Here is a 13206-nt window from a genome sequence, read left to right as displayed (position 1 = left end):
TTAGTAAAAATTAATAATTATGTGATATGCGCCCGTAGCTCAATTGGATAGAGTGCCGGACTTCGAATCCGTAGGTTGTAGGTTCGAGTCCTACCGGGCGCACCAACCTACGCCAAGGCTACGGTTGGCGGGGCCAGTTTTTTAAGGCTCGAAGAGCGTAGTAGAAGCCATTCTTTTAAATGAATTTCATTAGATATAACAATTTTGCGCCCGTAGCTCAGTAGGATAGAGCGACAGATTCCTAATCTGTAGGTCGTAGGTTCGAACCCTATCGGGCGCACCAACCTACGCCAAGGCTATGGTTGGCGGGGCCAGTCTTCGCTTACGTGTCCTACGTAGTTGTTTAATCAGTCGTAGCTTTTAGCACGGTCGGATAACGAAGTAGGATCCGGATCTTTCCGTTGTCGCCTTTGGCTATGTCGGACACAGCAGATTCGGCAAGCTTCGCCTGGCAGGCCAGTTCTTCGAAGCTCGAAGAGCGTAGTAGAAGCTAGTTATTTTTTCAAAGCTATCCGGTAAACAATAATGAAAAAATTGGCTAGACTAATATAGAAATTTTTTGTATTAAAATAACTGGCAGGTCTGTTCTTCAAAGTTCGAATAGTGGATTAAACGCTCGTTTTTATAGCAGATCTTTATTTTTAAAAAGGAAAAAATATGTCTGAAAATGAACGCGTTATGTTAAGTGAAAAAGAAGAAATAATTGATATTGTCGATGAACGTGATTGTGTATTGCGTTCGATGCCGCGTGACATAGCTTTTGCTCAAGATATTGGTTATCGTCGTGCAGTGTTGGCGTTTTTAAAAAATAAGCAGGGCAAACTCTGTTTTTTAAGGCGCGCAGAACATTTGACCTATTTGCCAAATCATTACGCTTTGGTAGGTGGCTGTGTGCAGGCGGGTGAGTTGTATGACGATGCTATGAAGCGTGAGGTTGCCGAAGAGGTAAATATTGAGGTTATTTCTTATAAAAAATTGGCAATTGTCACACCGCAAGAAACGCAAACACGTTTGTTCAAAGCACTTTATGAAGTTGAAGTTGATTGTGATGAGCTTGTTTATTGTCCGACTGCTTTTAGTTCATATATTTGGTTATCACCGGAAGAATTTTGTGATCAAGTCAAAACGTGTCAATTAGATCCGGTAGCTCCTGATTTGTGTTATTTAATGCAGAAATTTTATAGTTTAGTTACTGAGTAAAATAGTTGATTATGTTATTTTTTAATATTTTATGCAGATCTGAAATCATCTGGAGTGTTTCTTTTCGATAAACTTGTTGCATGTGAAGTAAGATGAAATTTTTTTGTTCCATGGCAAGCAGTTTAGTATTTATTCCTTTGATTTGATTTTTTGCTGTTTCAATCTGTTCTTTGAGTTGTTCGACATCATGGCGTAATGATTCATCGCTTGTCAATTGAGATTCTTTTGTATTGATTTTGTGAATGCTTAATATGCTTATTATGTATATTAATCTATGATATTTTGTCATCGATTTACCCTCCATACATAGTGACAATGGTTTAATATATATTAAACTACTTGACTGTAATAAAGCAATGCAAAGGCAATAGAGCTTTGGAAACACCTATGGGAGTTCCGATTTTTTTGCTATACTATAATGTATGAAGAAAAAATATATCATTATCGGTAATTCAGCAGCAGGCGTTGCAGCAATGCGAACGTTGCGTAAATATGACAAAGATGCACATATTATATGTTTTTCCGATGAACAAGAACCGCCATATAACAAATGTTTTTTAGCCGATTATCTTGGTAAAGAAAAAACACAAAAACAAACCTATACATTAACGTTGCAACAGGCAGAACAATTAGATATAGATCTTCGTTTGGGTATGCGTGTTGTTGATATTACGTCTGATAACAGGAATGTTATGTTGCAAAATGGACAGTCAGAATCATATGACGCATTATTAATTGCAACTGGAACAGGTCCAATCTGGCCTAATATCGATCAAATTAAACTTTATGGCAATGTTTTTGCTTTTCATAATTTACGGGATGCACAAAAAATATATTCCTTTATCGAACAAAATAGGCCAAAAAAAGCGGTAGTAATTGGATCGGGATTAAGTGGTATCGAAGCGGCCGATGCATTGCATGCGCATAATATTGAGGTAACTGTTGTTGAAAAGGACAACCAAATATTATCACGTCATGTGGTTGCGCAAGGTGCAGATCTAATTGAGCAGATGATGCACAAAAAAAATATTACTTTGTATAAAAACAGAACAGTAACTTCAGCATCAGGAAATGGTGGATTGCTCAATCAAGTTACTTTATCTGATGCTACTTGTTTAGATACAGACTTAGTTATTGTTGCTGTTGGACTCAAGCAAAATCTTATGCTTGCACAAAAAGCAAATGTTAAAACTAACGCGCATGGTATTGAGGTCAATGCTTATTTACAGACATCACAACCGAAGATCTTTGCAGCGGGAGATGTTATTGCAACTATTGATCAATTGACCGGCAATAGTATTGCTAGTTGTACCTGGCCTGATGCTATGCAACAAGGGATGCATGCAGCGCTGGCAATGACAGAAAATCATAAACCATATAATGGCACATCAATTATTACCAGTTCAGCCTTTTTTGATCTTAAATTTTTCAATTGTGGACCAACTTCTGATACATCCGGTGTATATGATATAATTGAGCGTTCAGGTGATGCATTTTATCATCGCTATGTATGCCTAGATGGCATATTAAAGGGGTTTTGTCTGGTAGGCAACACGCAACAATATGCAAAATTGCGTCGCAGTTTACTCCTGAAACAGCCGCTTAATATCTGATTTTATTTCTATATGAAAACATAAATTCTTTTTTTATGAACCCATTTTGACAAAGTATACTAAGCAGTATAAAATTTAACTATAATACATGTTATGTAAATCATGTAGTAAAATGAAAATAAATGGGGTTATCTATGATTTATCGTCTATTATTGACACTATGTCTAATATTTAATGTGCATGCTGTTTCTGCAGCACAAGATGTTGTAGCGCAAGCTGTTGCTCCTTCTGTAGGGCAAGAAATTGCTCAAAACTGTACATCAATTGCAAATAATATGTGTCAGCTTGTAGAACATTTTACGCAACAATTAGGAAGTTGTGCACATTTGTTAACTAAATTGGTCGCAGGTGCAAGTTCAGTTGCCGCTCGTTATCCAAAAACTGCTATTGCAGCAACCGTTTCAGCATTGCTCTATAGTTCATGGCGAACCTATCAAACAGTGACGGTTGAACATTATATTCGCGATGCACGTATATTTTTACGTCCCGTGTTGCCTAATGGATTAGATCCGCTTGCAGGTAATAGTCATCTTAAAATACGTAATATCAACATTGCACAAGCATCAAAAAATGAAATTACGCCTTATCTTGAACGCATTGAAGTTTTGAAAAACGGATTAGCCACACAAAGTTATTTTGCACAATGGGTTGATGAAATTAAAGATTTACACGGTATGGCATATCTTATGGATATGAATGTCGCATTAACTGATAATCAAATACAGATTGTCGAACGGTATATACAACCGCGCATTGCATGTTTGGGGTTGCCGATGTATCACGATTATATGCAGATGCCGTATGTTTGGTCAAGTCGTTTGTCTGCGCCGTTTAATAATTATCAAAATTATCGAGATATTGCCGGTTCATATATAGGAGGTCTGTTATCTCCCTATACAGGTGAGGCAACAAATTTAACCTGGCAACTGTTTAAGTATGAAAAACAGTTACGTGCACGTTTACATCAACTTGCATAAGCAACAGTGTAAAAAATAGTTTTTAAAATAAAACATAATCAAATGAGGATTACTATGTTTAAGAAAATAATGTTAACTTTGATGATATCTGCTTGTATGATGCAACCGGTTTGCATGGCAGCTGATACAGTTCAATCAACTTTAGTAGCACCAATTATAGAATCAAGCGATGCTAAAGTGATTTCAGACAATTTATCACAAATTTCATCTAATGTGTGTACAATCGCAGAAAACAGTGCGCGTGTTTTTGTACGCAGTTTTGTTGCATTAACCGGAGCGCTTGCTACAACTACCAAATTTTGTTCAGAACATCCAAACTTTACATTTTTAGGCACCGTTCTTGGGGCATATGGTTTGTATCAATGGCATCAAGCAAAAAATATTGCACGTGAAAAATACAAAAGACATGATGTCACACTTTTAGAAGTGTTAAGAACTACCACTGAACTTTGGGGTCGATTAAGGTAATAATTCTTTTTTTACTTTCTTATAAAAAAAATGGTTTTTTTAGTATAAAGATATAAAAACAGGTATCATATTGTTGATACCTGTTTTTTTTGTAGGAAATATCTATGTTGTGGGAATTGTTATCAACGAATTTGTTGTGGACTCAAGGTTTAACTTTGTTGCTGTTTATTATAGCAGGTTGGATTTTATCTTTTTTAATATATCGTCCATTGAGTTATCTATTGTTATTCTTTTTTTTATTTTGTGTGTGGTTCTTCCGCAATCCGCAACGTGCCTGTCCTGAATTGCAATCGGACAAAAGTGTTATTGTATCACCTGCTGATGGTAAAATAGTTGATATAACTTTTGGTGATGTTGGCAACGGCTTTGCACAAAAAGTTTCAATTTTTCTTTCAGTTTTTGATGCACATGTCAATTGGATTCCTTTCGATGGTACTGTTTCGCATACAGCATATCATGAAGGATCTTTTACTTTGGCATTTTTGCCTAAAAGTTCAACACTCAATGAGCGTAATGATGTTTTTATTAAAACAAACAATGGTAAACGTTTGATGGTCAGACAAATTGCAGGAACTATTGCGCGGCGCATTTGTTGTTGGGTGCATGCAGGCGATATGGTTAAAGCATGTGATACCTTTGGCATGATTCGTTTTGGCTCACGTGTTGAACTGTTTTTGCCTGAAGATGTTTCACTTGAAGTTGGCATTGGCCAAATGATTGTTGGTGGCCAAACGGTGATTGGTCGTTGGCAATCTAGTTGGTGATATAACAACTGGCCATAGACAGTAGTTTTGTATCATATATTTTTTGTACAACTGATCCATCTTTATTTAAACGTTGTAATATCTGTTTTTTGTTTACTGCATCGAATAGTTGATCAAATGTTTTAATTCCTTTGAAAATTTCTTGCAATGGAATTTCATGCAATTTGCCATAGCCATGACTATAATGGCGGGCTTCAATAACGGTATTGTTTGTTAGACTGCCGATTGCCATTACATGCCCGGGAATCCAAATCAGATCGCCATCATGCATTGCATTTTTCTGTTGTATAGGTTTTAAGTAATGAGCAAGTGTTGTAGTATTTTTATAATAATAGGGAATGCCGGCCGTTTGTGCGGCACGTGCAATCAATCCTGCACAATCAAAGCCATGTTTGTAGATTTTTGTATCGTCTTTAATGACATAGTTTTTTGTTTTTGATTGTAAGCTAAATGTATCAGTTTTATTTTGTGTAGTTAAACTGCATCCACCCCAAACATATGGTGTATAGCCTGACATATTGGCCCAATTTTTGAGTAATATACGATAGGTGTGTAACGCTTGTTCTTTTGTATGATTTTGCGTAGAAAGTGCATTTGATATGGGAATATGTAAATGAATAAACTTCTTTTGTTTTGGATTATATGCATAGGCAATATAATGGTTATCGTGTCTTTTGCTCAATACGAAACGTGTACCGACCGAAAAAGTAACATTCATTCTTTTGCAAAACAACGGTTTTATTAAGGTTATAATCTTTTGGTTTGATTTCTTATTGTTACGAAAATCTATCGGTTCTGGGATATACTGTTGTTCATTCTTTTTAATGCTGTCTAATGGAACAATATGTTTTTTTTTTATCCAATAGCTGCAATGCGGTTTATTGTTTGACTTTGTGACAAAAAAAATGTGCGGTATTTCAACGTAATATTCATGTTCAGTTTCTTTAATGATATCGATTGTTTCATTATACAGTAATTGATGCATGCGAGGACATGCTGCCAGATTTATACTTGCAACGGGTAAATTATCATATGAAATATCACTTTTTGTTAGTGAATGACCAACTAAGTCCGCAACAGGAGATACAGCAAACCCTTTTTGTGCATGTACATGGGATATGTGCATAACACAATATATGAGTATCATTATTTTATTCATATAGTTTTTCCTCTTTTATTCCTTTTGTTCAGTATGGCTTGTATGAAGCAATAACGTGAAGATAATCATGTAATTTGTTGATTTTGCAGTATGTTTACTTCTTTTAGTTTTGAAAAAATATTATGTATCTAAATAAGATAGTGCTTCATATAGAAAAGTATTGCATTTTTAATTCGCATTAAATTATCATAATAGAAAATAGAGGTTAAGAAGGGGGTGCATAATATGAAACGTTTAATGACAATAGCTTTGTGTGTTATAACGCTTTGTGTTTATGCACAAAAAGAACCTTGGACATGGCATTATCATAAAATGATGCCACAAAATATGCCTATTAAAAAAAATGAAATAGTTTTTAGTAAAATCGATGTACCTGCATTTACTCAACTGTTATTCAGTTGGAATGCATTCAGGCCGCAAAAAGGTCATTTTTCATTTTATGTACAAGTGCGCAATGCAAAACAAAAACAGTGGGGTCCATGGCATAAAATGGTCGATTGGGGTAATAACATACAAAAATCGTATGAATCCCGTTCTGATGGAACCTGTAAGTATCTTTATGTACGCTTGGAAACAGAGCAAAATCAAAAGGCTGATGCGTTTCGTATAAAAATGATGGCAGATAATGCTGATTTAGCGCAGATAAAAAGTTTTACTGTCAATGCATCTGATTTAACTAAATTTAATAATGAATCGACTTTTTTTGGATCATTACCTTCTGTATTGGTTGATGCAGTGCCGCAAAAATCACAATTGGTATTATCTCATGCAAAAAAACGTATGATGTGCTCTCCCACTTCATGCAGTATGATGCTTGAGTATTTAACTGATAAAAAAATAAATCCATTGGATTTTGCACAAAAATCATATGATTATGGATTAAATGCCTATGGGAGTTGGCCATTTAATACTGCGCATGCATTTGAATGTGCTGATGGAAAAACACAGTTTTATATTGCACGATTACATTCATTTGAAATATTACACAAAAAATTGCAGGAAGGAGTTCCGGTTGTGGTGAGTGTGCGTGGTGATATTACCGGTGCACCAAAAGTTTATAATAATGGACATTTATTGGTTGTCATTGGTTATGATGCACAAAAAAGTAGGGTGATTTGTCATGATCCTGCAGCATTAACTGATCAAGAAACGTTCAAAGAGTATCCCATGCAAAGTTTTGTGCGTGCATGGGAACGTTCACGGAGGTTATCATATATTGCAGTGCCAAAAGTGGCATAAAAAGGAGGAACTATGTGATGAAAAAAATAGCATTGTTATTGTTGAGTGTTGTTTCGTTATCGGCAAACCAATTGCAAAAGGTGTATCTGCATCGTGCTCCCCATGGACAACAGTTGGAAGAAACGCCGCAACTTGAATTGACAAAATTAGTGTTTTATTTTTCAGAGAAGCCCACTATGCATACCATTGTGCATAATGATCCTGAAAAAACCGGTTGGAAGCATGAAACATTTTTTTTCACGTTAGATACTGTTGATAATGCATGTAAAGCTAAACTAAAAGATATACAACAGAATGATACCTATTATCGCATTGCATGTACCGAAGTTGATCATCCACGCAAAGGGGTGCGGGTAGAACTGTTTTATGATCCGGATAATATTGCTTGTTTATGTGATACATTTGATGCAATAACTAATCATAAAGGTGTGGCAGTACGTTTAGTGAACAAACCATTTTTAAATCAAATGGGTAGTTTTGAACGGCCGCTTTTGCAATTGGCTAGTAATAAAAAACCACACGTAGTTATCGACTGTGGTCATGGCGGCACCGATCCGGGGGCAATCGGTTTTAATGCAATTACTGAAAAAGATGTTACTCTCGGGGTGGGCCATTCATTGGCTCACCTTTTAAAAAAAAAAGGATGCGAGGTTACTTTAACGCGTGAAACCGATACATTTGTTTCTCTTGATAAACGTACAGAGATTATTAATACAATTAAACCGAATGCATATATTTCTATTCATGCAAATAGTGCGGGCAATAAAGATGTTCATGGTATCGAGACCTATTGTTTGCATCCCAATCTTTTTACCGTTGTGCAACATGCACCATCGGATCAATCATTAATGTTTCGTGAATTGATAAAAAAAAATTGCTCTGATAGTTATCATTTAGCGCAAAAAGTACATGCTGATATTTTACATCATGTTAACCAACAGGTTGTTAACCAGCAGACTGCATTACATGATCGTAAAGTTAAGCATGCAGTACCGCAGCTGTTACTCGGCACAAATTTCCCCGGCATTTTAGTAGAACTCGGTTTTTTAACACATCCGAAAGAAGCGCAACGCTTGGCACAATCAGACTATCAACAACAATTGGCGCAAGGCATCTGTAACGGCTTGATGCATTTTTTACATATTTGATTAATTTGTAAAAAAACTTTTGGTAATTGTTTGACAGAAACATTTTTACAAATTAAATTATATACCAGTTTAAGACACAAACTAATCTAAAGTACAATGTGAAAACAATGTTGTGTGTTATCAAAAAAAACGATAGTAGTAGTAAAGCAAAGACAAACAAGCAAACATGTAACATTCAAGTTCAAGGCGATACTATGCATTGTAAATCATGCGTTTTTCAACGCAATTTTTCTATCTATTTTATTTTATCTTTTTTATTCATTTCTATATGCGTTCAAGCAGAATACATATTTTAATTGATTGCTAATAAAAACATTATAATATAATAAAGGGTTTTCATGCGTATTCGTTTTTTATCAAAATTTTTTGTTGGGTTAATATTTTCTTTTTCATTTTTGATAATTGCAAAAATTCCTGATTTTGTTAAAGATGTGCATTCAAATCAAGATAAGTCTTCAAGTTTTAATGTTGAGCATAATGAAGAAGATGTAAATGGTTTTTTATCTGATGAATCAGCTTGCTTATCTGAAATTAATGATGATGAAGCGGAGCATGTTGTTAAAGAAGTACAAATCTTGAATCAAAAAGAAAATGATCAAAAATATAAAAATGATGTAATTTTGTGTTGTGTACTTAAGCAGGCACAATTGCAAGCACAACAAACAGGAATTCAGTTATTTACAGCGATTACTAACTTATTTATTCTTACAGGCGCTCTTTTTATATGGTTAGAACTTTATACGGTAAATTCACAATTATTGACAATGGAGCTACAGAACAATATTAAAGGGTCTTTTTATGGTCATTAAAAAAAATATCGTAACTCTTTTGTTTTTTTGTGCACTTGTTCAGATGCCTTTAGAAAATTTTTGTTCAAATAATGAAATAAATGAATCAGTGATTTCTAAAACTTCTTTAGAGATCGCTGATTCATTGGTAGAAAAAGAAGTTCAAAGTCAATTGCATTTTGGTTATTATCGATGTGCTATTTTTATGCCAATTGTTTTTGCGATAGCTATTTTTGGATGGTACTACGCGAAAAATAAGCAATTAAGTGAAATTTGTGTTCAGGAAATGAAACGATTGAATGTGCCACAATATGTAATTGACGATTTTCTTAAATCGCGTGCTTAAGTTTGTGGTGCCGTGGTGTATATTTGTTATTGAAATGCATGATTAAAACTGTTTTTAAATAGAAAGAAAGACATGAAAAATAAAATAACTATATTATTGTTTTTTGTAGTAATGGTTCGAATGTCATCTCTATATGCACTGACAAATGTACTTGAGTTTACAGAAACTGAAAAAGAGCAGTATGCGATTGAGCTTAATGAAAAAGAGGTTAAAGCAGATTTGATTTTAGCATACTTGCAAAAATTGACTCAATTGCAGGCGCGTCAGACAGGATTAAATGTTGTAGTTATCGCAGTAAATACAGCAATTTTATTGGGTATGTATCTTACTTTATCAGAAGTGAAATTGCTAACGAGAAAGTTGATTGCAAAGGGATGTTTATGAGATCATTAAAAGGTTGTTTGCTTGGAATTATGGTTGCTTTAAATTTTAACGTTCTTGCAGAAGTGAATGATGGTTGTAATAATACCAAATTTATATTGAATGTATATGAAAATTCTATTTTGAACTTTATTAATATAACAAGTAATAAGGCATTAATTTCTACAAGGTGTCAAGAATTGATAGAGCTTACAACTGAGCCGTTGGTGGCAGATACCGCCAAAGCTTTAGGGTGTAAAGTTTTACTTTGTTTTTTAAGTTTTACACTTTTGAATGAATGTTTTCAAATGATGCGATAGAGTTGATAAAAAAGAGCTATAGTGATGATGAACAACAAATAAACATTAATTGATTATACAAGAAGGAAAAACATGGAAAATGCTATAATAGCAAGCATGATGCGTTATGCATGTTTAAGTTTATTGATATCATATTCAGTTTCCATTTTTGCAGATCAACCGGAATTGCTTGAGCAGCTAAATGATCTAAAAGAATATAGAACCGGTTATTATAAAAATCCAGAGAATGATCCTAAAAATCAAAATCAACAACAAAGAAAACGTTTTATTGATAAACAGGATGAGTTACCTATTAAAAAATGATGTAGTAATGAAGTTATCCGTTTTTACCCGTTAATTTTCTATATGAAATAATTGCTTTGTTTCATATAGATCCAATTGACACGTTGGCATTATTACTGTAGTCTAAGTTTAAAGCTAATTTTTTAAGTAAGGAACATTATGAATAAATATAGCAATAGAGTATTCTTTTCTCTGTCAGTTTTACTGTTTATAGGTTTATCAATTTTTTGTGCTGACACAAAAAAGCGATCGTTTTATAAGTCTTCCTTTGGTTTTAATGATGATGCTGCCAAATATATTTTGGTTGATGGTAATATACTTAATAAAGATGAAAAGCCGCATGAGATGGTTGAACGTGTGGTCGATTGTATTGCCCAAGCGGAATATACTTATGCGCTGCCTAGTCTAAACAATTTGAGCACGGAAGCGTTTGCTCAGAAGATCGGAGCATTATTCGATTCGAAAGCTATTGTGTTCAGTACGCCAATTTTAACTAATGCCGGGCGTTTTGTTAAAAGACCTCTTTCGGCATGTGCAATGCCGCCGGTTGATTTAAAAGGTGATATGAAAAAGGTTAAACAGATTGTTGATCAATATCATCAAGATGGTATGGGAACCGGGTATAACTTATCTGAAGTTGATGATCCGGTTGGCACTTTGCGTTATCTGAATAAGATTGCAGTGCAAGGTTCTTTGAGCACAAAAGAGCAACGACCGGTTGGTAATATGGCAATACTCGATGTCGATTCTCCTCATATTGAAGCATTTATTGGTGCCAAAGTTGGATCTGATGCAAAAGGTGAAGAGTGGAAGTTTAATATATCAGTGAATGTAAATGATGCTTTTATGCAAGCAGCAAAAGAAAATAAAACGTTTACTTTGAAAGATGGTAAAATTATTCAGGCAAAAGAGTTGCTTGGAAAAATTGCTGATGCGGCTCATCAATGTGGTGATCCGGGTCTTATTTCAATAGAACGATTAAACAATGATAATCCTACACCGACGGTGAGCAGTTATAAAACAACAGCACCTTGTGCAGAAGTTGGTTTGGCACCTGGTGAAACATGTGTGTTTGGTTATATAAATTTGGCTTCATTTGTGGATGAGCAAAAACAAGAAATTGATTTTACATCATTACGCTCAACAGTTGAACTTATGGCTCGTGCATTAGATAATATCTTGGAGGTGAGCATTCATCACTATCTGTCTCCTGAAAGTAGAGATATTATGCAAGCAAAAAGAAAAATAGGTATAGGAGTATGTGGTTTTGCAGATTTATTGGTAAAACTTAATATTGAATATACTGAACAAAAAGCACAAGATATACTTAAAGATATGTTGAGTTTTATAAGTTATCATGCAAAAATTGCTTCAGTAGATTTAGCTAAAGTGCGTGGATCATTTAAAGCGATTAATGAAAGTCGCTATATGGATGAAGGTTTTATTCTTAATAAATATGGTGCATGCGATACACCTCAAGTTTCAAAAAAACAATGGGAAGCATTGGCACAAGATGTTAAGAAAAATAAATTACTACGCCATGCAACAATTACATCATTGCCACCTACAGGACGTAGTGCAACGGTAATTGGTGCCAGCCAAAGTATTGAACCTATATTTAGTTTGAAAACAAAATATGGATTCCATCCTTTATTACAGGCATATTTTGAAAAAAATAAAGTTGCTCAAACTGTTATTGATGAAATAGCAAAAACCGGATCTTGCGCAGGGCACTTTAAAGGAAAAAATCCTTTTATGACTGCAACAGAAATATCTTATAAGGATCATCTTGCAATGGTTATTGCAGCGCAGCAATCGATTGATGAATCAGTTTCAAAAACGGTTAATCTTCCAAATGCAACAACCTCATTGGACATAATGTCTATATATCAAGAGGCTTATGATGCAGGATTAAAGGGTACATCAATTTTTAGAGATGGGTCTCGTACCTATCAGCCAAAAACATTATCAAAATTAACTGAATAATTTCTGGAGAGTAGTAAATGAATTTCTTTTTCCAAAAGCTTATTGATCAAGCAACTGATGATGGCGTTCAAAAGTTATCAATTGCGGGTGTCATTATACATGATCAAAAATTACTTGTTTTGAAACGGCTTCCGGATGACTTTATGCCAAATATTTATGAACTGCCCGGAGGAGGTTTGGAGTGCAATGAAACATTGCTTGATGCGCTCTATCGTGAAATTAAAGAAGAAACAAGTTGTATAATTGATCATATAGTAGGTTATGTTGGTTATATTGATTTTCCTTCATCAAGTGGCAAGCTTACACGAAGATTTAATTTTTTGGTTAAGCCTAAAACTCCTTTTTTAATTACGTTATCAGAACATGCCGATTATGCATGGATATCTCCTGAAGATGCAGATAATTATGATATTACTGTACAAACTAAAGGGATTATTGCATGTGTAAAGGAAAACAAGATTCATTATTTATAATCAGTTTGCAAGCTAAAAGCTTTATTAGTATGATATTACTGTACAAACTAAAGGGATTATTGCATGTGTAAAGGAAAACAAGA

At 34.4% G+C, this 13206-nt stretch carries 16 protein-coding genes and 2 tRNA genes; 16 read left to right on the top strand and 2 right to left on the bottom strand.

Translation table 11 applies throughout. The annotated features are described in order from the left end of the window. Positions 1–28 precede the first annotated feature (28 nt). The 3 genes from WD055_06375 (at position 29) to WD055_06365 (ending at position 1200) form a co-directional block, all read left to right on the top strand. A tRNA-Arg gene (locus WD055_06375) sits at positions 29–105 on the top strand. Between the two features lie 101 nt (positions 106–206). Beyond that, positions 207–283, top strand: a tRNA-Arg gene (locus WD055_06370). Positions 284–657: 374 nt separating this feature from the next. Then, positions 658–1200, top strand: a complete 543-nt coding sequence (locus tag WD055_06365) for an NUDIX hydrolase (GenBank protein ID MEX0849829.1) — start codon at positions 658–660, stop codon at positions 1198–1200. Here the strand turns inward: WD055_06365 and WD055_06360 are convergent. Then, the gene (locus tag WD055_06360) at positions 1190–1489 is read right to left on the bottom strand and encodes a hypothetical protein (GenBank protein ID MEX0849828.1); all 300 of its coding nucleotides are present in this window, start codon (positions 1487–1489) and stop codon (positions 1190–1192) included. The two genes, WD055_06365 and WD055_06360, sit on opposite strands and share 11 nt — an antisense overlap. A gap of 133 nt (positions 1490–1622) precedes the next feature. Here WD055_06360 and WD055_06355 point away from each other — a divergent pair, with 133 nt between their 5' ends. The 4 genes from WD055_06355 (at position 1623) to WD055_06340 (ending at position 5022) form a co-directional block, all read left to right on the top strand. Next, entirely contained in the window at positions 1623–2813 is a 1191-nt protein-coding gene (locus WD055_06355; protein ID MEX0849827.1) for an FAD/NAD(P)-binding oxidoreductase, read from the top strand. Between the two features lie 134 nt (positions 2814–2947). Then, the gene (locus WD055_06350) at positions 2948–3790 is read left to right on the top strand and encodes a hypothetical protein (protein MEX0849826.1); all 843 of its coding nucleotides are present in this window, start codon (positions 2948–2950) and stop codon (positions 3788–3790) included. A 54-nt stretch (positions 3791–3844) separates the two neighbouring features. Next, on the top strand, positions 3845–4258 hold the full coding sequence (locus tag WD055_06345; protein MEX0849825.1) for a hypothetical protein: 414 nt from the start codon (positions 3845–3847) through the stop codon (positions 4256–4258). 104 nt (positions 4259–4362) lie between these two features. After that, positions 4363–5022, top strand: a complete 660-nt coding sequence (locus WD055_06340) for a phosphatidylserine decarboxylase family protein (protein MEX0849824.1) — start codon at positions 4363–4365, stop codon at positions 5020–5022. Here WD055_06340 and WD055_06335 read toward each other — a convergent pair. After that, positions 5012–6181, bottom strand: a complete 1170-nt coding sequence (locus WD055_06335) for a hypothetical protein (GenBank protein ID MEX0849823.1) — start codon at positions 6179–6181, stop codon at positions 5012–5014. The genes WD055_06340 and WD055_06335 overlap by 11 nt on opposite strands. A gap of 225 nt (positions 6182–6406) precedes the next feature. Here WD055_06335 and WD055_06330 point away from each other — a divergent pair, with 225 nt between their 5' ends. From WD055_06330 to WD055_06290, 9 genes are all read left to right on the top strand, one after another. Beyond that, complete coding sequence (locus WD055_06330) at positions 6407–7420, top strand: C39 family peptidase (protein ID MEX0849822.1); 1014 nt, start codon at positions 6407–6409, stop codon at positions 7418–7420. Positions 7421–7437: 17 nt separating this feature from the next. Beyond that, positions 7438–8568, top strand: a complete 1131-nt coding sequence (locus WD055_06325) for an N-acetylmuramoyl-L-alanine amidase (GenBank protein MEX0849821.1) — start codon at positions 7438–7440, stop codon at positions 8566–8568. A gap of 338 nt (positions 8569–8906) precedes the next feature. Beyond that, entirely contained in the window at positions 8907–9377 is a 471-nt protein-coding gene (locus WD055_06320; protein MEX0849820.1) for a hypothetical protein, read from the top strand. Further along, positions 9367–9702, top strand: a complete 336-nt coding sequence (locus tag WD055_06315) for a hypothetical protein (protein ID MEX0849819.1) — start codon at positions 9367–9369, stop codon at positions 9700–9702. Before WD055_06320 ends, WD055_06315 begins: the two co-directional genes overlap by 11 nt. 72 nt (positions 9703–9774) lie before the next feature. Beyond that, positions 9775–10086, top strand: a complete 312-nt coding sequence (locus tag WD055_06310; protein MEX0849818.1) for a hypothetical protein — start codon at positions 9775–9777, stop codon at positions 10084–10086. Next, positions 10083–10382, top strand: a complete 300-nt coding sequence (locus tag WD055_06305) for a hypothetical protein (GenBank protein MEX0849817.1) — start codon at positions 10083–10085, stop codon at positions 10380–10382. Before WD055_06310 ends, WD055_06305 begins: the two co-directional genes overlap by 4 nt. 72 nt (positions 10383–10454) lie before the next feature. Further along, a complete protein-coding gene (locus tag WD055_06300) occupies positions 10455–10685 on the top strand; it encodes a hypothetical protein (protein MEX0849816.1) in 231 nt (76 codons plus the stop codon). Positions 10686–10823: 138 nt separating this feature from the next. After that, on the top strand, positions 10824–12650 hold the full coding sequence (locus WD055_06295) for a hypothetical protein (GenBank protein MEX0849815.1): 1827 nt from the start codon (positions 10824–10826) through the stop codon (positions 12648–12650). Between the two features lie 17 nt (positions 12651–12667). Next, positions 12668–13123 (top strand): NUDIX domain-containing protein, encoded by a 456-nt coding sequence (locus tag WD055_06290; GenBank protein ID MEX0849814.1) that lies wholly within the window; start codon positions 12668–12670, stop codon positions 13121–13123. The last annotated feature ends 83 nt before the right edge of the window (positions 13124–13206 follow it).

Source organism: Candidatus Dependentiae bacterium (assembly GCA_040878395.1).
Taxonomy (GTDB): domain Bacteria; phylum Babelota; class Babeliae; order Babelales; family Vermiphilaceae; genus JAKBEL01.
Note: the sequence above shows the minus strand (reverse complement) of the source record. Positions and strands in the feature narration are given on the sequence as shown.